Below are 19302 nucleotides of genomic sequence, written 5' to 3'. Positions count from 1 at the left end.
GTTGTCCGGGTGCTCGCCGTGACCCCATCGAAGTGAGGTTCGGGTCGTCTCGCAAGGCGCGATAACGGTCACGATATAGATGACAGTAACCTGTTGCGGCGAGGTAGCGGCGAGTAGTGTGCGAAGCCGAGGCGGAGGGGCCGCGCAGTTCGTATCAACTGATACGTCTGGTGGGGGTGCTTTCCTCCGCTAGGTCGTTTCTTGAGCATCTGAGTGTGGGTTGATCAGCGGATGATCTGGCCGGACGATGTGCGGGCCCGGCCGACCGGGTCGGCCTGCGGGGCGGTCGGTCTGATTGCGGGTGGGGGAACTTTCCAGGCGGACGCCGCTGTGGCACCATCGTGGAATCTCCATCCCCTCACAGGCCCCCCTGCCGATAGGAGCTCCAAATGTCTGGTCGAAGGTATGGCCGGCTGCGTTTGGCGTCCATCGCCCTCGCTGTGCTGGCCGTTGGCCTCCTCGGCGCGCACATCGGCGAGGACTACCAAGCCACCGGCATCGAGTGGGGCGCCCCCGCCAGCCACAGCGTTTCGATTTCGAGTGGAGAGCAGTCAGCCGTCGGTCGGTGATCCTGGTGCCAACACGGCGCGAACGATGACAGGGCAGTGCGGTGGCATCTGAGGCCCGCCGACGTCGGACGACCGAACACGCCTGGCTGATCACGGCTCCCCTCGCCGGGATCGCGTTGGTGGGCATGTTGGTCCTCGCGCTGTCGGAGCCGATCCGCCTCGCGGACTGGCCGATCGCCGTAGTGCTGCTGATGGTGATGGTCGCCGCCGGGATACCGACGCTCAACTTCGTGGTCCGCCGTCAGGCGGTCGTGGTGACCCTCACCGAGATCCCGCTCGTGCTCGCGCTGTATTGGTTGTCGCCGCTGCTCGTCATCGTCACCGCCACGGTGGCCGAGGTGTTCACCCAGATGCATCGCGGCTACGCGCCGCCGAAGGTCTGGTTCAACGTGGCCCGGGCTGCGGCCGGCGTCTCGGTGGCCGGCCTTGTGCTGGCCGCGTCGCCGCAGCTGACCTCGGTACGGCCGTCCACCTGGGGCGTGCTCTTCGCGGCCGTCACCGCCAACTCACTCATCAGCCTGGTGGCTGTGGTCGGCGTGATCACCCTCCTGCAGGGCTGGCAGGGCACCCGGGAGACGTTGAGCACCGTCGTTCAGGTCCTGCTGACCTCGGCGCTGAACGTAGCGGTCGGGATGCTCATCCTCATTGCGTTGGTGACGACCCTCTGGTCGAGTTTGCTCCTGCTCTCGCTGGCGGTGGCTGGCGTGTTGCTCTACCGCTCCTACTCCCAGTTCCTTCGCCAGCACCGGACCCTGGGCGACATGTACGAACTGACCCGGGCCATGAGCGAGGCGGGCCATGAGGGCAACCTGGCGGACGTGCTGCTCGGCCGGATCCGCTCTCTGATGCAGGCGGAGTATGCGACGCTGTGGCTTCCGGCGCAGGGTCGGCACCCGGAAGTCCTGCTGACGTCACGCCTCGACGACCTGGGTCTGCTCGACGTCGCCCAGACCCCGCCGCTGTTGCGGGAGACCGTCCGTGAGTCGGGCCACACAGTTGCCAGCGGTCGGGCCTTCGGCGGTGACCCGGCGCTGCGGTCCGCACTTGCCGGCTCGAAGGTCAAGGATGTGATCGCGGTGCCGCTGCGGTCCGGCCAGGCGGTGATCGGCACCCTCGAAGTGGTCAACCGGCTCAGTGACGTCGGCCATTTCACGGCCGCTGACATCCCTGTCTTCGAGACCGTGGCCGCCCACGTCGCCGTTGCGTTGGAAAACTCGCGGCTGGTCGACCGACTGCGGCACGACGCGTACCATGACACGTTGACCGGGCTGCCCAATCGGCGGCGGATCACCGGGGCACTGGACGAGTCGGTCAAGATCCGCCTTCCCGGCGAGGTGGTGGCGCTGCTGCTGTTCGACGTGGACGGGTTGCGGCAGGTCAACGAGTCGTTGGGCCACGCCGCGGGGGACAAGGTCCTGGCCGAGGTTGCCAACCGGTTGCGCGCCAATGCTCCGTCGTCGGCGCTGGTCGGCCGCGCGAGCGGCGACGAGTTCCTGGTGACGTTGCGGTTGGAGAGTGCCGAGGCGGCACTTGAGCTGGCCGGCCAGTTGCGTGAGCAGATTCGCGACGAGATGGTCTTCAATTCGCTGACCCTCGACGTCAACACCGCTGTCGGGGTGGCCGTACACCCGGATCACGGCAGCGACGCGGCGACCCTGCTGCTCCGGGTCGACCTTGCCGCCACCGCGGCCAAGTCGGTGCCGGGCAGCGTGCAGCTGTTCAACCCGGCGCTGGAGTCCCGATCGCTGCGCCGGCTGGGTCTGGCCGGCGATCTGCGCCGAGCACTGGACGACGACGAGCTGGAGGTCTACTTCCAGCCCAAGGTGACTCTGCGGGATCGGCGCCTGGTGGGTGTCGAGTGCCTGGCCCGGTGGGAGCACCCGACGCACGGCGCTGTCGCCCCCGAGGACTTCGTGGCGGTGGCCGAGCACACCGGCCAGTTGAGCCGGCTCACGGAGGTGGTGCTCCGCGAAGGGCTGCGCCGCAGCCGGGACTGGGCGCTGGCCGATCAGCCGCTGCCCATCGCGGTCAACCTCGCCGCCCGTACGCTCACTGACCAGCACTTCCCGGACCGGGTCCAGGAGCTGCTGACCGAGTACGGGGTGCCGGCGCAGCGCCTTACCCTGGAGATCACCGAGTCGGGGGTGCTGGACGGCACGGACCGGCCGATCCCCACCCTGCAACGGCTGCGGGATCTCGGCGTACGGCTGTCGGTGGACGACTTCGGCACGGGTGACTCGTCCCTGGCGCACCTGCGCCGGCTGCCGGTGCACGAGGTGAAGGTGGACCGCTCCTTCGTGCAGGGCATGGCGACCGACCCGGGGGACCTGGCGATCGTCAACGCGGTGGTCACCCTTTCCCAGCAGTTCGGCCTGGCGGTGGTGGCCGAGGGCGTGGAGAGCGAGTTGACCCTGGAGCTTCTCCAGGACATCGGCTGTGAGATCGGGCAGGGCTTCCTGTTCAGCAGGCCACTGCCGTACGAGCGGTTGGCCGCCTGGTTCGGTGCCCAGGTCGAGCCGGAGACGGTCGCCAGCGGGGAGCTTCCGCGCCTGCGTGTCGTGCCCTGAGCAGGGCGCAGACGATCACCGGGGATCCGATTTCACCTGTCGAGCCGGGCCGTGTACTCTTACTCCTGCGCGCCCCACGGGGAGATCGCGCAGGCCCCCTTAGCTCAGTCGGCAGAGCGTCTCCATGGTAAGGAGAAGGTCTACGGTTCGATTCCGTAAGGGGGCTCGAGGGTTCAGCTGGACCCATCGCAGCGGTGTAGCTCAGATGGTAGAGCAAGCGGCTCATAATCGCTGTGTCGCCGGTTCAAGTCCGGCCACCGCTACTCTCGTCTTCCGGGCTCGTTGCCGGTGGTCGTAAGAAAATGGGCGCTTCTGGCGCCCACTTTGCATGTCCGCGCTGTCAGCGTCTAGGCTGGCGCGTCGTAGTTGTTTCCGTTAGCGAGGAAGGCACTCCGCCGTGGCGAAGGCTACCGATGTCCGGCCGAAGATCACTTTGGCGTGTGTGGAGTGCAAGGAGCGCAACTACATCACGCGCAAGAACCGGCGTAACGACCCCGACCGCATCGAGCTGAAGAAGTTCTGCCCGCGCGACGGTCGGCACACGGTCCACCGCGAGACCCGCTGATCCGGGGCCGGCCTCGCGCCGGCCACTGTCGAAGCTTTCAATCGCCGATCTGACCGGTTTGGCGCGGCTCCGCCGCCACCTGCCGATCAGATCGGCGATTGTGCTTTCCGTGTAGGTTCGCGGCATGTCTCTGGACCCTTCCTTCGTCGGCCGGACCTATCCGCCGACCGCCCCCTATCAGGTGGGCCGAGAAAAGATCCGTGAGTTCGCGAGCGCCATCGGCGCCACCGACCCGGCTCATCACGACCCGGAGGCCGCTCGGGCGCTGGGCCACTCCGACGTGGTGGCCCCGCCGACCTTTCCGGTGATCATCACAATGGCCGCTAGCAGCCAGATCATCGAGGATTCGGCCCTGGGCGTGGACTACAGCCGGGTGGTGCACGGCGACCAGCGGTTCGCGTACACCCGGCCGGTGGTCGCCGGCGACGAGCTGGTCTGCACCAACACCATCGAGGACGTCAGCACCCGGGGTGGGCACGGTTTCCTGACCACCCGCACCGACGTGAGCACCGTCGGCGGTGACCCGGTCGTGTCCGTCTGGGCCAAGTACGTCGTACGCGGGGAGGCCTGAGATGGAGTTGGCAGCACAGACGTTCCGGGTGACCCGCGCGGACCTGGTCCGCTACGCCGGCGCCTCGGGCGACTTCAACCCGATCCACTGGAGCGACCGGGTCGCCACCAAGGTGGGTCTGCCCGGCGTGATCGCCCATGGCATGTTCACCATGGCGCTGGTCGGCCGGGCGATCACCGAGTGGGCCGGGGCACCGGACGCGGTGGTCGAGTACAACGTCCGTTTCACCCGGCCCGTGGTGGTCCCCGACGACGACCAGGGGACCGAGATCGAGGTCACCGCGCGGGTCCGTGAGGTGACCGAGGACGGCCTGACCCGAATCGATGTGACGGCGGTCTGCGGGGGCGAGAAGGTGCTCTCACAGGCACGGGCGACCATCCGTTCGACCCGCTGAACTCTCCCCGCCACGCGTGGCGGGGAGACCGGTTGGGAAAGTCGGGTGGCTACCCGTACACTGGTCCGCCGTGGGGCAAGTGACCCCTGCTCGGTCGTCTGTGGCCGCGTGGGGCGAGTGTTGCCACATAGGGGTGTAGCTCAATTGGCAGAGCAGCGGTCTCCAAAACCGCAGGCTGCAGGTTCAAGTCCTGTCACCCCTGCGCCTCAGGCCTGACCGTTCCCGTGGGTCGCGCCGCCAGCTTGGCGGCGTCCGGCCCGTGGTGGTGGCATCGGCGGGGTGGTTCCGAGGCAATCGGGGCTCTCCGGATGATCCACCGGCCGCGGCCCGTCGCGGGACGGTTGGGCCCGGCCGGCGTGACCAGCGCCGCGTACGCCACTCGGCGTGCGACCCGAGATTCCGCGACGGAGGGCGAAGTGGCCGACAACAAGCGGCACGGCGAGGACGCCGGCGACGATCGTCTGGACGACGAGGTCGTCGACGACGTAGCCGACGACGACGCCTCCAGCGCGGACGAGCCGGTATCCCGGGGAGGCACCGCCACGCGGTCCCGCGCCCGGGCAGAGTCGGCAGACAGCCGACCGACCACCCGGTCGGAAACGGGTCGGGTGGGCGTGTTCGGCCGCATCGCCCGGTTCTTCCGCGAGGTCGTAGCCGAACTGCGTAAGGTCATCTGGCCGACCCGCAAGGAGTTGCTGACCTACACCGCCGTGGTGGTGACGTTCGTCGCGGTCATGCTGACGATCGTCGGTGTGCTGGACTACGGCTTCGCCAAGGTCGTGCTGTTTGTCTTCGGCAACTCGGACTGACCGGCTGCCTCCAGCCGATAGTGACGGAAGTGAGCGAGCGTGCCTGAGTACGACGAGACCGCCGGACAGGTGGACGAGCAGTCCACGGTCGCGACGGCGGCTGGTGACGAGTCGGTTGAGGCCGCCAGCGAGCCGGAGTTCCCAACGACCGAGCCCGCACCGGACGAGGAGTTCGACGCAGTTGCCGAGCTGAGGCAGAAGCTGCGCTACGCGCCGGGTGACTGGTATGTGGTGCACTCTTACGCCGGCTACGAGAACAAGGTCAAGACCAACCTCGAGACCCGGATCACGAGCCTCGACATGGAGGACTTCATCTACCAGGTCGAGGTGCCGACCCGGGAAGAGGTCGAGGTCAAGAACGGTAAGCGTTCCCAGATCCAGGCCAAGGTCTTCCCGGGCTACATCCTGGTCCGGATGGAGCTGACCGCCGAGTCGTACTCCTGCGTCCGTAACACCCCGGGCGTGACCGGCTTCGTCGGCGCGACCGACCGGGCCGACCGGCCCGCCCCGCTCTCCCTCGACGAGGTGCTGAAGTGGCTGGCACCGGCCGTCGAGACCGAGCAGAAGAAGTCGAAGCCGGAGATCAAGGTCCTCGACTTCGAGGTGGGCGACTCCGTCACCGTCACCGACGGCGCGTTCGCATCGCTGCCGGCCACCATCAGCGAGATCAACGCCGACCAGCAGAAGCTCAAGGTGCTGGTGTCGATCTTCGGTCGTGAGACCCCGGTGGAGCTCAACTTCAACCAGGTCGCCAAGATCTGACTGGTCGTCGGCGGCGGGCCTGGCCCGCCGCCGACGTCGGCGTATGCCCTCCCGCTCGACCTCGGCGGACGAGTGGGCTGCGGCCTGCGCTACTCTTGAATGTCGCCGCTGTCGCACCGCGCTGACCGTGCGCGCTCGAGGGCGGCGACAGCCGCATTTTCCCAGCTCCAAGCCCCAGGAAGTGACATGCCTCCGAAGAAGAAGCTCGTCAAGACGTTCACGCTTCAGCTGCCGGCGGGCCAGGCCACGCCGGCGCCGCCGGTCGGCCCCGCGCTCGGCCAGCACGGCGTGAACATCATGGAGTTCTGCAAGTCCTACAACTCGCAGACCGAGTCCCAGCGGGGCGACATCGTCCCCGCCGAGATCAGCGTCTACGAGGACCGGTCCTTCACCTTCGTGCTGAAGACCCCGCCCGCTGCCCGGCTGCTGATCAAGGCCGCCGGTGTGCAGAAGGGCTCGGGTGTTCCGCAGTCCGAGAAGGTCGGCTCGGTCAGCCGCGCCCAGCTGCGTGAGATCGCCGAGAAGAAGATGGCCGACCTCAACGCCAACGACCTGGCCCAGGCCGAGAAGATCATCGCCGGCACCGCCCGGTCGATGGGCATCACCGTCAACGACTGACGTCGGCCAAGCCTTCGACCCGACCGTGGGAGGGCTCGCGCCGAGCGGCCCGCCAGAGACCACAGGAGTAATCAGCAATGCAGCGCAGCAAGAGCTACCGCAAGGCCGCCGATGTCATCGACCGGTCGAAGCTCTACACCCCCTCCGAGGCCGTGAAGCTGGCCAAGGAGACCACCAACGTCAAGTTCGACGCCACGGTCGAGGTCGCCATGCGCCTCGGCGTCGACCCCCGCAAGGCGGACCAGATGGTCCGCGGCGTGGTCAACCTGCCGCACGGCACCGGTAAGACCGCCCGCGTGATCGTGTTCGCCAGCGGCGCGAAGGCCGAAGAGGCCGCCGCCGCGGGTGCTGACGAGGTGGGCACCGACGAGCTGGTCGCCCGGATTCAGGGTGGTTGGCTGGACTTCGACGCGGCGATCGCCACGCCGGACCAGATGGCCAAGATCGGCCGGATCGCGCGGATCCTGGGCCCGCGCGGTCTCATGCCGAACCCGAAGACCGGCACTGTGACCATGGACGTCACCAAGGCGGTGCAGGACATCAAGGGCGGCAAGATCACCTTCCGGGTGGACAAGCACTCCAACCTGCACCTGATCATCGGCAAGGCCTCCTTCACGGAGACCCAGCTGGTGGACAACTACGCTGCGGTGCTCGACGAGGTGCTGCGTGCCAAGCCGTCCGCGTCCAAGGGCAAGTACCTCCGCAAGGTCATCCTGACCACCACGATGGGCCCGGGCGTCCCGGTCGACCCGAACCTGGTGAAGAACCTCCGGGAGGACCAGGCCGAGGCCTGAGCCGACAGTTCGCTCCGCCGGGGCGCCGCCACGACTGTGGCGGCGCCCCGGCGCGTTTGAGATGTGGCAGGCTCGGCCCATGCGGCTGGAAGATGTCTGGTTGCGGTACCACCGGCGCGGGCCGTGGGTGCTGCGAGGCATCGACGTGCACATCGGTCCGGGCGAGGCGGCTGTCGTGCTGGGCCGCAACGGGGTGGGCAAGTCGACACTGCTCCAGGTGGCCGCCGGCGTGCTCCGGCCGGGCCGGGGCCGGGTCACCGGCCGCCCGACGCGGGTGGGCTGGGTGCCGGAGCGTTTCCCGGCCGACCAGCCGTTCACCGTGGCCCGCTATCTCACCGGGATGGCCCGGGTGGCGGGGTTGCGCGGAGCGGTGGCCGACGAGGCGGTGACCTCCTGGACCGACCGGCTCGGGTTGTCCGCCTTCCGTTCGGTCCGACTGCCCGAGCTGTCCAAGGGCACCGCGCAGAAGGTGGGCCTGGCCCAGGCGATGCTGCGCCCGCCCGGTCTGCTGGTGCTCGACGAGCCGTGGGAGGGGCTGGACGCCGCCACCCGCGAGCTGGTTCCCGAGCTGATCGCCGAGGTGCTCGCCGCCGACGGCACCGTTCTGGTCAGCGACCACCGTGGCGAGACGATCCGGCTGCCGGCCGCGCGCCGCTGGCTGGTGGCCGACGGTTCGTTGACCGAGGAGACGTCGTCGGCGGACGAGACGTTCGCCGTGGTCGAGGTCGCGGTGCCGGCCGCGCGGGTCGCCGGCACCGTCGCCCGGTTGCGCGCCGAGGGCCACCACGTGCTGGGAGTACGCGCCGATGCCTCCACCGCCGCGGCACAGGCGCGACCCGCCGTACCGTCGATCCGATCGGCGACCGGTGAGCCGACACCCGCGCAGTCCGGGGCCGACCAGGGCGTCGACCCGATGATCGAGCCAGCAGCGGGGGAGGCCCGGTGATCCCCCTGGTGCGGATGAGGTTGGCCGGTTTCCTGCGGACCGGGCGTGCGGTGGCCCCGTTGCTCGCCGGCCTGGTCGTTCTCGGCACCCTCTACGGCGGTGGCCGCGCGCAGCCGGCGGAGGCGTACGGCGTCTCGGCCGTGGTCCTCTTCCCGGTCGTCGCCTGGCAGACCAAGATCCTTCTGGACGTGGAGCCGGACGTGCAGCGCCGCCTGGCGCAGGTGGCGGTCGGGGTGGCCCGCGAGCGGCTGGCCGGGCTCCTCGCCGCCGGTGTGGCGGCTCTGGTGACGGTGGCCGTGGCGCTGCTCTTTCCGTGGCTGGTCGGCGGGGTCTCCGGCCCGGTCGACCCGGGGGACCGGTCGATCCCGGTCGGGCTCGCGCTGGGAGTGTGGGCGCACCTGCTCGCCGTACCCGCTGCGGTTGCCCTTGGCGCGCTGGCCAGCCGGGCGTCGGTGGGCGGTGCCGGGTACGGCGTCGCGGTGCTGGCCCTCGGCGGGGTCGGCGCGGTGGTGCTCGGCCTGAGTGGGTCGGTGGCCCCCTGGCTGGCGCCGCCGATCATGGCCGCCGCACGCACCACCGGCGGCGACGCGGCCGCGCTGACCCTGCTGGGGTTGAGCGGGTGGGCGCTGGCCTGGAGCGCTGCGGTGCTCGGCGGCTATCTGTGGCGGCGGCGGGCCCAGGGCTGACTGCTGCCAGCGTCCGTGGCGCGGCTCACCGACCGCGATTTGGCGCTGGTGGCCGGGGCGCGTACTCTTCAACCGTCATCCGTGTTCTCACGGATGAGGAACCACCCAGAGACCGCTGGTCACCGTGCTTCGGCACGGTCGAAGGCCCCGCGACATCGGGCGACCCGCGTAGGGCGGCAAGCGTAACTCGGCAGTGTTCATGGTCCGCCGACCGTGATGATCTGCCGGCCCTCGCCCCGTGCGCCCTGCGCCGGGGCTTTTCGTTGTCGTGCTGCCTCCGCCCCCGTTCCCGCCTCGGCGGTGACGGGGACCAGCCTCGAGTAACGAGAGAGGAGGGACATGGCGGACAAGCCGATCCGGGCCGACAAGGCCACGGCCGTTGCTGAGCTGACCGAGAGCTTCCGCAGCTCGGGCGCCACCGTGCTGACCGAGTACCGCGGTCTGACGGTTTCCCAGCTCACCCAGCTTCGGCGCTCGCTCGGCGCCGACACCAGCTACACGGTCGCGAAGAACACGCTCGCGAAGCGTGCTGCGACGGACGCGGGCATCACCGGCCTCGACGAGCTGTTCACCGGTCCTACCGCGCTGACTTTCGTTTCGGGCGACGTCGTCGAGGCGGCGAAGGGCCTTCGCGACTTCGCGAAGGCCAACCCGAAGCTCGTCATCAAGGGCGGTGTCTTCGAGGGCAAGGCCATTTCTGCGGCCGAGGTCACGAAGCTTGCCGACCTGGAGTCCCGCGAGGTGCTGCTGGCCAAGCTGGCCGGCGCGATGAAGGGCAACCTGAGCAAGGCCGCAGCCCTGTTCCAGGCCCCGCTGTCGAAGACCGCCCGCCTGGCGGCAGCTCTGCAGGACAAGCGCGAGAAGGAGGGCGCCGAGGCGGCCTGATGGCCCCCACGGCGCACCAGTTCTTACTTAACAGAATCAGGAAAGGACGCCAGATATGGCGAAGCTCAGCACTGTCGAGCTGCTCGACGCGTTCAAGGAGATGACGCTGATCGAGCTCTCTGAGTTCGTGAAGCAGTTCGAGGAGACCTTCGAGGTCACCGCCGCGGCTCCGGTCGCCATGGCGGGCCCGGGTGGCGGCGGCGGCGCTGCTGCTGCTCCGGTCGAGGAGGAGAAGGACGAGTTCGACGTCATCCTCGAGGCTGACGGCGGCAAGAAGATCCAGGTCATCAAGGTCGTGCGTGAGCTGACCGGCCTGGGCCTCAAGGAGGCCAAGGACGCGGTCGAGTCCGCGCCGAAGGCCATCCTGGAGAAGGTCAACAAGGAGACCGCCGACAAGGCGAAGGCCAAGCTCGAGGGCGAAGGCGCCAAGGTCACCCTCAAGTGACCTGAGTTCCACCAGCGCGCGTGTCCCGGCTCGTGAGCCGGGACACGATCGCATCGCGGCGGGCGGTGATCCGACACGGATCGCCGCCCGCCGTGTTGGTGGATCCGGCGCCGACCGGCCCTGAGCTGGGCTCGGACCACCGGTGCCGGCGATCCGAACGAGCGCGGAGGGTCGCTCTCCGGTGGGAAACAAGGGACAACCCGGATACCGGCTCTTGACGCGGCCCGGGCTGCCAGGCACGCTGACACCAGCAAGACACCGCGCTTGCGACGGCCATGATGTGGGTATGACAGCGGCGGCACCATCGCCGCAGTAACCCGAGCGGCCCAGTGGGGACGTTGCGTTCTGAGCGGCCCGGCAGACCCCGGTTGACGGGGGCCGAGGCACGTTCCGCAAACGACCTGCGGGGTGGGCTGGACAGCGGTTAGCCTCTCGGCTACACTGCTAGTTTGCGCTGCCTTCCGACTTGACCCCTGCTCGGAAATGTCCGTTTACGGATATTTCTGGTGGGGTCATTGGAGTGCACGCGTACCAGCCGTTCTGCAGCACCGGTCCTCGGAAGGACGCATCTTGGCAGCTTCCCGCCCTGCGAAGACCAGTCGTACGTCGAGCGCATTCGCTCCCCGCCGAGTTTCATTCGGCAGGATCACCGAACACCTCGAGGTCCCCAACCTCCTTGCCATCCAGAACGAGTCCTTCGACTGGCTCGTCGGCAACGAGGCTTGGCAGGGCCGGTCGGCGGACGACCCGCACGCACGCTCGGGTCTCGCGGAGATCCTTGAAGAGATCAGTCCCATTGAGGACTTCTCCGGCACCATGTCGCTCTCCTTCTCTGCGCCACGCTTCGACGAGGTCAAGGCCTCGATCGAGGAGTGCAAGGAGAAGGACCTGACCTACTGCGCTCCGCTCTTCGTGACCGCGGAGTTCACCAACAACACCACTGGCGAGATCAAGAGCCAGACGGTGTTCATGGGTGACTTCCCGATGATGACGCCCAAGGGCACCTTCGTCATCAACGGCACCGAGCGCGTCGTGGTGAGCCAGCTCGTCCGGTCCCCGGGCGTGTACTTCTCCAAGGAGCCGGACAAGACCTCCGACCGCGACCTCTCCAGCGTCAAGGTCATCCCGAGTCGGGGTGCCTGGCTGGAGTTTGACATTGACAAGCGCGACACGGTCGGCGTTCGTATCGACCGTAAGCGTCGGCAGGCCGTCACGGTCCTGCTCAAGGCCGTCGGATGGTCGGCTGAGCGGATCCGCGAGCGGTTCGGCTGGTCCGAGCTGATGATGACCACGCTCGAGAAGGACCACATCGCCGGCGCCGACGAGGCCCTGCTCGATATCTACCGCAAGCTGCGCCCTGGCGAGCCGCCGACGCGCGAGAACGCCCAGACCCTGCTCGACAACCTCTTCTTCAACCCGAAGAGGTACGACGTCGCCAAGGTCGGGCGCTACAAGTTCAACAAGAAGCTCGAAGTTGGCGTGCCGATCACCACTGGCACGCTGACCGAGGACGACATCGTCGCCACCGTGGAATACCTGTGCCGGCTGCACGCCGGTGAGGACGGCTACGAGGCCGACGACATCGACCACTTCGGCAACCGTCGCCTGCGCACCGTGGGTGAGCTGATCCAGAACCAGGTTCGGGTCGGCCTGTCCCGCATGGAGCGGGTCGTCCGCGAGCGGATGACCACGCAGGACGTCGAGGCGATCACGCCGCAGACCCTGATCAACATCCGCCCGGTGGTGGCGGCGATCAAGGAGTTCTTCGGTACGTCGCAGCTGTCCCAGTTCATGGACCAGACCAACCCGCTGGCGGGCTTGACCCACCGGCGCCGGCTGAGCGCGCTCGGCCCGGGTGGTCTGTCCCGCGAGCGGGCCGGCTTCGAGGTCCGCGACGTGCACCCGTCCCACTACGGCCGGATGTGCCCGATCGAGACGCCGGAAGGCCCGAACATCGGCCTGATCGGCGCCCTGTCCACCTTCGCCCGGGTCAACCCGTTCGGCTTCATCGAGACGCCGTACCGGAAGGTCGTCGAGGGTCGGGTCACCGACCAGATCGACTACCTGACCGCGGACGAGGAGGACCGGTTCGTCAAGGCCCAGGCCAACGCGCGCCTGAAGGCTGACGGCACGTTCGCCGAGGAGCGGGTGCTCTGCCGTCGTAAGGGCGGCGAGACCGAGGACGTCGTCCCCGGTGCCGTCGACTACATGGACGTCTCGCCCCGGCAGATGACCTCGGTCGCGACCGCCATGATCCCGTTCCTCGAGCACGACGACGCCAACCGGGCACTGATGGGCGCGAACATGCAGCGCCAGGCGGTGCCGCTGGTCAAGGCCGAGGCGCCGCTCGTGGGTACGGGCATGGAATACCGGGCCGCGGTCGACGCTGGCGACGTGGTTGTCGCCGAGGTCGGCGGTGTGATCGAGGATCTCTGCGCCGACTACGTCACCATCCACCAGGATGACGGCCACCGCCGGACGTACCTGCTGCACAAGTTCCGCCGCTCCAACGCCGGCTCCTGCGTCAACCAGAAGCCGGTGGTCTTCGAGGGCGACCGCGTCGAGGCCGGTCAGGTCATCGCCGACGGTCCGTGCACCGACGAAGGCGAGATGGCACTCGGACGCAACCTGCTGGTGGCGTTCATGTGCTGGGAGGGCCACAACTACGAGGACGCGATCATCCTGTCGCAGCGCCTCGTGCAGCAGGACGTGCTCACCTCGATCCACATCGAGGAGCACGAGGTCGACGCCCGGGACACCAAGCTCGGTCCGGAGGAGATCACCCGCGACATCCCGAACGTCAGCGAGGAAATGCTCGCTGACCTCGACGAGCGCGGCATCATCCGGATCGGTGCCGAGGTCGTCCCCGGTGACATCCTGGTCGGCAAGGTCACGCCCAAGGGTGAGACCGAGCTGACCCCGGAGGAGCGACTGCTCCGCGCGATCTTCGGTGAGAAGGCGCGTGAGGTTCGGGACACCTCGCTGAAGGTGCCGCACGGCGAGACCGGCACGGTCATCGGTGTGCGCACGTTCTCCCGCGAGGACGGCGACGAGTTGCCGCCGGGTGTCAACGAGCTGGTCCGGGTCTACGTCGCCCAGAAGCGCAAGATCCAGGACGGCGACAAGCTCGCCGGCCGGCACGGCAACAAGGGCGTCATCTCGAAGATCCTTCCGATCGAGGACATGCCGTTCCTTGAGGACGGCACCCCGGTCGACATCGTGCTCAACCCGCTCGGTGTGCCGAGCCGGATGAACATCGGCCAGGTTCTGGAGACCCACCTCGGTTGGGTCGCCAAGACCGGTTGGAAGGTCGAGGGTGACGACGCCGACTGGAAGCGCCAGCTCCGCTCGATCGACGCGCACGAGTCCGAGGGGGACACCAACGTGGCCACCCCGGTCTTCGACGGTGCCCGCGAGGAGGAGATCTCCGGTCTGCTCGAGTCGAGCCTGCCCAACCGGGACGGCAAGCAGCTGATCGGGCGTACCGGCAAGGCGCAGCTGTTCGACGGTCGTTCCGGCGAGCCGCTGCCCGACCCGATCGCGGTCGGCTACGTCTACATCCTGAAGCTCAACCACCTGGTCGACGACAAGATCCACGCTCGTTCGACCGGGCCGTACTCGATGATCACGCAGCAGCCGCTGGGTGGTAAGGCGCAGTTCGGTGGTCAGCGTTTCGGTGAGATGGAGTGCTGGGCGATGCAGGCGTACGGCGCCGCGTACGCCCTGCAGGAGCTGCTCACGATCAAGTCCGACGACGTGCTCGGCCGGGTGAAGGTCTACGAGGCCATCGTCAAGGGCGAGAACATCCCGGAGCCGGGCATCCCGGAGTCGTTCAAGGTGCTGCTCAAGGAGCTGCAGTCGCTGTGCCTCAACGTTGAGGTGCTCTCCAGCGACGGTGTGGCCCTGGAAATGCGCGAGACCGACGACGAGGTGTTCCGGGCCGCTGAGGAGCTGGGCATCGACCTGTCCCGGCGCGAGCCGAGCTCGGTCGAAGAGGTCTGAGGTGAGCGGTCGGGGGCCGGTTCGCCGGCCCCCGACCCCGCCCGAGAATTAGCAGTACAGACGACGACATAGGGGACATAGTGCTCGACGTCAACTTCTTCGACGAGCTGCGCATTGGTCTCGCCACCGCCGACGACATCCGTCAGTGGTCGCACGGCGAGGTCAAGAAGCCTGAGACGATCAACTACCGCACCCTGAAGCCGGAGAAGGACGGGCTCTTCTGCGAGAAGATCTTCGGTCCGCAGCGCGACTGGGAGTGCTACTGCGGTAAGTACAAGCGCGTTCGGTTCAAGGGCATCATCTGTGAGCGCTGCGGCGTCGAGGTGACTCGCTCCAAGGTCCGTCGTGAGCGGATGGGGCACATCGAGCTCGCTGCTCCGGTGACCCACATCTGGTACTTCAAGGGCGTTCCGAGCCGGCTGGGCTACCTGCTGGATCTCGCCCCCAAGGACCTCGAAAAGATCATCTACTTCGCCTCGTACGTCGTGACGAGCGTGGACGCGGAGTCGCGTCACCGTGACCTCTCGACGATCGAGAACGAGATCCTGGCCGAGAAGCGGCAGTCCGAGAACAGCCGCGACTCGGAGATCGAGAAGCGCGCCGCCAAGCTCGAGGCCGACCTGGCCGAGCTGGAGGCCGAGGGCGCGAAGGCGGACGTCCGGCGCAAGGTCAAGGAGGGCGGAGAGCGCGAAATGCGCCAGATCCGCGACCGGGCCCAGCGCGAGATCGACCGCCTGGACGAGGTGCTGGACACCTTCCGCAAGCTGGAGCCGAAGCAGCTGGTCACCGACGAGCTGCTCTACCGCGAGCTGCGCGACCGGTTCGGTGAGTACTTCACCGGTTCCATGGGCGCGGAGGCGATCAAGGCGCTGGTCCAGAACATGGACCTCGACGCCGAGGCCGAGAGCCTGCGGGAGACCATCCGGTCCGGCAAAGGCCAGCGGAAGATCCGGGCGCTCAAGCGGCTCAAGGTCGTGGCGGCGTTCCTGAACACCCGCAACTCGCCGCTCGGCATGGTGCTGGACTGCGTCCCGGTCATCCCGCCGGACCTGCGCCCGATGGTGCAGCTCGACGGTGGCCGGTTCGCGACCTCCGACCTGAACGACCTGTACCGCCGCGTGATCAACCGGAACAACCGCCTCAAGCGGCTGATCGACCTCGGTGCTCCCGAGATCATCGTCAACAACGAGAAGCGGATGCTCCAGGAGGCCGTCGACGCGCTGTTCGACAACGGCCGTCGCGGCCGGCCGGTCACCGGCCCGGGTAACCGCCCGCTCAAGTCGCTGTCCGACATGCTCAAGGGCAAGCAGGGCCGGTTCCGCCAGAACCTGCTGGGCAAGCGCGTCGACTACTCCGGCCGTTCGGTCATCGTGGTCGGCCCGAAGCTCAAGCTGCACCAGTGCGGTCTGCCCAAGCAGATGGCCCTGGAGCTGTTCAAGCCGTTCGTCATGAAGCGGCTGGTGGACCTCAACCACGCGCAGAACATCAAGTCCGCCAAGCGGATGGTCGAGCGTCAGCGCCCGGTCGTGTGGGACGTGCTGGAAGAGGTCATCGGCGAGCACCCGGTGCTGCTCAACCGGGCGCCGACCCTGCACCGCCTGGGCATCCAGGCCTTCGAGCCGCAGCTGGTCGAGGGCAAGGCCATCCAGATCCACCCGCTGGTCTGCACGGCGTTCAACGCCGACTTCGACGGTGACCAGATGGCGGTGCACGTGCCGCTGTCCGCCGAGGCTCAGGCCGAGGCTCGGATCCTGATGCTGTCGTCGAACAACATTCTCAAGCCGGCCGACGGTAAGCCGGTCACCATGCCCACCCAGGACATGGTCATCGGTCTCTACCACCTCACACACCTCACCGCCGGTGAGAAGGGCGAGGGCCGGGCGTTCAGCTCGGACGCCGAGGCGCGGATGGCCTTCGACAACGGTGAGCTGCACCTGCAGGCGCCCGTCAAGATCCGCCTTCGTGGTGTGGTCGAGGTCGACAACGGTGCCGGCGCCGAGGCGTGGTCCGCTCCGGAGGGCTTCGTCGAGGGTGACGCGCTGACCGTGGAGACCACCCTGGGTCGGGTGCTGTTCAACGAGACGCTGCCGCAGGGCTACCGCTTTGTGAACTACGAGATCCGCAAGGGTCAGCTCTCCGCGATCGTCAACGACCTCGCCGAGCGCTTCCCCAAGGTGGCGCTGGCCGCCACCCTGGACGGGCTCAAGGAGGCCGGTTTCCACTGGGCCACCTGGTCCGGCGTGACGATCGGCATGGAGGACGTCATCGCTCCGCCGCGCAAGGCGGAGATCCTGGCGAAGTACGAGAAGGAAGCCGACCGGATCGACAAGCAGTACCAGCGTGGTCTGATGACCGCCGAGGAGCGTCGCGGCGAGCTCATCGAGATCTGGACCAAGGCGACCAACGAGGTCGCCAAGGAGATGGACACCGCGCTGCCGCAGGAGAACCCACTGTGGAAGATGATCCACTCGGGTGCCCGCGGTAACCTGCTCCAGCTCCGGCAGATCGCGGCGATCCGTGGTCTGGTGGCCAACCCGAAGGGCGAGATCATCCCGCGGCCGATCAAGGCCAGCTACCGGGAGGGTCTGTCCGTGCTGGAGTACTTCATCTCCACGCACGGTGCCCGTAAGGGTCTCGCCGACACCGCGCTGCGGACCGCCGACTCGGGTTACCTGACCCGTCGTCTGGTGGACGTCTCGCAGGACGTCATCATCCGTGAAGAGGACTGCGGCACCGACCGGGCGATCCCGATGCAGATCGGCGAGAAGCTGGACGGCAAGATGGTCGTCCACACCCACGCCGAGACCAGCGTGCACGCCCGGACGCTGGCAGACGACATCAAGGGGCCGGACGGCACCGTGGTGGCCGAGCGCGGCCAGGACATCAACTCCATCGGTGTCGACAAGATCGTCGCCGCCGGTGTGGAGACGGTCCGGGTGCGCAGCGTGCTCACCTGCGAGTCCAAGCTGGGTGTCTGCGCGGCCTGCTACGGCCGGTCGCTGCCGACCGGTAAGTCGGTCGACATCGGCGAGGCGGTCGGCATCATCGCCGCCCAGTCCATCGGTGAGCCCGGTACGCAGCTGACGATGCGTACCTTCCACACCGGTGGTGTCGCTGGTGAGGACATCACCCAGGGTCTGCCGCGTGTTCAGGAAATCTTCGAGGCTCGGGTCCCGAAGGGTAAGGCGCCCATCGCCGACACCCCCGGCCGGATCCGGATCGAGGACGGCGAGCGCTCGCGCAAGATCATCGTGGTGCCGGACGACGGCAGCGAAGAGATCGTCTACGACAAGATCTCGAAGCGCGTCAAGCTCCGGACCCACGACGGCGGTCACGTCGCGGTCGGCGAGAAGCTGACCGAGGGCACCATCGACCCGCACGAGCTTCTGCGGATCATGGGTCCGCGGGCGGTCCAGGTCCACCTGACCAGTGAGGTCCAGGAGGTCTACCGCTCGCAGGGTGTGCTCATCCACGACAAGCACATCGAGATCATCATCCGCCAGATGCTCAAGCGGGTGACGGTCATCGACTCCGGCTCGACCGAGTTCCTGCCGGGTGTGCTGGTCGACCGGGCGCTGTTCGAGTCGGAGAACCGCCGACTCGTCTCGGAGGGCGGCGAGCCCGCCGCTGGTCGTCCGGTGCTGATGGGTATCACCAAGGCCTCGCTGGCCACGGACTCCTGGCTCTCGGCGGCCTCCTTCCAGGAGACCACCCGGGTGCTGACCGACGCTGCGATCAACTCGCGCAGCGACTCGCTGGTCGGCCTCAAGGAGAACGTGATCATCGGAAAGCTCATCCCGGCCGGTACGGGCATCAGCAAGTACCGCAACGTCCGGGTGGAGCCGACCGAGGAGGCCAAGGCCAAGGTCTACTCGATGACCGGGTACCCGGAAACCGACTACGGCTTCGGGCCGGCCGGCGGGCAGGCTGTGCCGCTGGACGACTTCGACTTCGGGTCGTACCGCTAAGCACCAATCGCACGACGAGGCCCCCGGTTTCCGCCGGGGGCCTCGTCGTGTCCGGACCCACCCACCCCCGGGCCGAGTTCGGCATGATGGGGGTATGACGACCGCACCCGGGCAGGTGCCCGTCGCGCAGCAGGGCCTGCGCCACCCGCTGGACCCGGATCTGGCCCGTGCCACGAAGGCGCGGGCGGTCTTCGCGCTGGGGTTGCTCGGCATGCTGACCGGGCTCTTCATCGGCGGGGTGGTGCCGGCGACGGTGGCGCTGCAACTGGCCCGGCAGGCGCGCCGTGAGGCGTACGCCTCGGGGGGGTTCCTGACCGGCGGCGCCTGGCTGCGGCGGGGGGAGCGGATGGCCTGGACCGGCCTCGTGCTGGTCGCGGTCACCGTGGTGGCCGCGGTGGTGATCGGGGTGGTGCGGTTGGCCGGCGCGCCGTTCGGCCACGACTACCCTCCGAACATGGACTGAGCCGCCCGTGGCCGCGCCGGGCGCGGACGGCGGCGCCCTCGGCGGTAGCCTGGCCGGTGTCCGCCGTGCGGCGGCGGTGCCCTTTCGACAGGAGGACCTCGTGACGGAACCGGCGCGGCCTCCTGCGGACGAACCGGCCGGTCATCCGGACGCGCCGACCCCGCCCGAGCCGACTGACTGGGCGCGACCGGACCCGAGCAGCGAGCCGCACCCGCCCGCGGCCACGCCGAGCGCGCCGTCATCGCCGGCGCCGTCATC

At 68.2% G+C, this 19302-nt stretch carries 15 protein-coding genes and 3 tRNA genes; all 18 read left to right on the top strand.

All coding sequences use genetic code 11. The features are described from left to right. Nucleotides 1-610: 610 nt before the first annotated feature. The 18 genes from FBZ33_RS27555 (at nucleotide 611) to FBZ33_RS27470 (ending at nucleotide 19044) form a co-directional block, all read left to right on the top strand. Nucleotides 611-3136, top strand: a complete 2526-nt coding sequence (locus FBZ33_RS27555; protein ID WP_370453050.1) for a putative bifunctional diguanylate cyclase/phosphodiesterase — start codon at nucleotides 611-613, stop codon at nucleotides 3134-3136. Between the two features lie 93 nt (nucleotides 3137-3229). Continuing rightward, nucleotides 3230-3302, top strand: a tRNA-Thr gene (locus tag FBZ33_RS27550). A gap of 24 nt (nucleotides 3303-3326) precedes the next feature. Next, nucleotides 3327-3399, top strand: a tRNA-Met gene (locus tag FBZ33_RS27545). Between the two features lie 134 nt (nucleotides 3400-3533). Next, nucleotides 3534-3701: a 50S ribosomal protein L33 gene (gene rpmG / locus FBZ33_RS27540; RefSeq protein ID WP_007073056.1), complete on the top strand. Its 168-nt coding sequence runs from the start codon at nucleotides 3534-3536 to the stop codon at nucleotides 3699-3701. A 124-nt stretch (nucleotides 3702-3825) separates the two neighbouring features. Continuing rightward, nucleotides 3826-4272, top strand: coding sequence for a MaoC family dehydratase N-terminal domain-containing protein (locus FBZ33_RS27535; protein WP_141911176.1), 447 nt, complete (start codon nucleotides 3826-3828; stop codon nucleotides 4270-4272). Between the two features lies 1 nt (nucleotide 4273). Beyond that, nucleotides 4274-4666 carry a MaoC family dehydratase gene (locus FBZ33_RS27530; protein WP_088950250.1) on the top strand — a complete coding sequence of 131 codons (393 nt, stop codon included), beginning with the start codon at nucleotides 4274-4276 and terminating at the stop codon, nucleotides 4664-4666. A gap of 129 nt (nucleotides 4667-4795) precedes the next feature. Further along, nucleotides 4796-4868, top strand: a tRNA-Trp gene (locus FBZ33_RS27525). 214 nt (nucleotides 4869-5082) lie between these two features. Beyond that, nucleotides 5083-5475: a preprotein translocase subunit SecE gene (gene secE / locus FBZ33_RS27520; protein ID WP_088950249.1), complete on the top strand. Its 393-nt coding sequence runs from the start codon at nucleotides 5083-5085 to the stop codon at nucleotides 5473-5475. Between the two features lie 39 nt (nucleotides 5476-5514). Then, entirely contained in the window at nucleotides 5515-6237 is a 723-nt protein-coding gene (nusG, locus tag FBZ33_RS27515; protein WP_088950248.1) for a transcription termination/antitermination protein NusG, read from the top strand. Between the two features lie 186 nt (nucleotides 6238-6423). Further along, nucleotides 6424-6855 carry a 50S ribosomal protein L11 gene (rplK, locus tag FBZ33_RS27510; RefSeq protein ID WP_088950247.1) on the top strand — a complete coding sequence of 144 codons (432 nt, stop codon included), beginning with the start codon at nucleotides 6424-6426 and terminating at the stop codon, nucleotides 6853-6855. Between the two features lie 77 nt (nucleotides 6856-6932). Continuing rightward, nucleotides 6933-7649, top strand: coding sequence for a 50S ribosomal protein L1 (gene rplA / locus FBZ33_RS27505; RefSeq protein ID WP_141911175.1), 717 nt, complete (start codon nucleotides 6933-6935; stop codon nucleotides 7647-7649). 79 nt (nucleotides 7650-7728) lie between these two features. Continuing rightward, nucleotides 7729-8595: an ABC transporter ATP-binding protein gene (locus FBZ33_RS27500; protein WP_141911174.1), complete on the top strand. Its 867-nt coding sequence runs from the start codon at nucleotides 7729-7731 to the stop codon at nucleotides 8593-8595. Beyond that, nucleotides 8592-9281 (top strand): hypothetical protein, encoded by a 690-nt coding sequence (locus FBZ33_RS27495; protein WP_088950245.1) that lies wholly within the window; start codon nucleotides 8592-8594, stop codon nucleotides 9279-9281. Before FBZ33_RS27500 ends, FBZ33_RS27495 begins: the two co-directional genes overlap by 4 nt. A 339-nt stretch (nucleotides 9282-9620) precedes the next feature. Then, on the top strand, nucleotides 9621-10166 hold the full coding sequence (rplJ, locus tag FBZ33_RS27490; protein WP_030329872.1) for a 50S ribosomal protein L10: 546 nt from the start codon (nucleotides 9621-9623) through the stop codon (nucleotides 10164-10166). A 55-nt stretch (nucleotides 10167-10221) separates the two neighbouring features. Continuing rightward, a complete protein-coding gene (rplL, locus tag FBZ33_RS27485) occupies nucleotides 10222-10611 on the top strand; it encodes a 50S ribosomal protein L7/L12 (protein ID WP_088950244.1) in 390 nt (129 codons plus the stop codon). Between the two features lie 570 nt (nucleotides 10612-11181). Then, entirely contained in the window at nucleotides 11182-14613 is a 3432-nt protein-coding gene (locus FBZ33_RS27480) for a DNA-directed RNA polymerase subunit beta (RefSeq protein WP_088950243.1), read from the top strand. Between the two features lie 80 nt (nucleotides 14614-14693). Next, nucleotides 14694-18581: a DNA-directed RNA polymerase subunit beta' gene (locus FBZ33_RS27475; protein ID WP_141911173.1), complete on the top strand. Its 3888-nt coding sequence runs from the start codon at nucleotides 14694-14696 to the stop codon at nucleotides 18579-18581. Between the two features lie 94 nt (nucleotides 18582-18675). After that, nucleotides 18676-19044 (top strand): hypothetical protein, encoded by a 369-nt coding sequence (locus FBZ33_RS27470; RefSeq protein ID WP_141911172.1) that lies wholly within the window; start codon nucleotides 18676-18678, stop codon nucleotides 19042-19044. Nucleotides 19045-19302 lie beyond the last annotated feature (258 nt).

It is taken from the genome of Micromonospora sp. A202 (genome assembly GCF_006715105.1).
GTDB lineage: Bacteria > Actinomycetota > Actinomycetes > Mycobacteriales > Micromonosporaceae > Micromonospora > Micromonospora zamorensis.
This window is presented reverse-complemented; position numbering and strand designations above follow the sequence as displayed.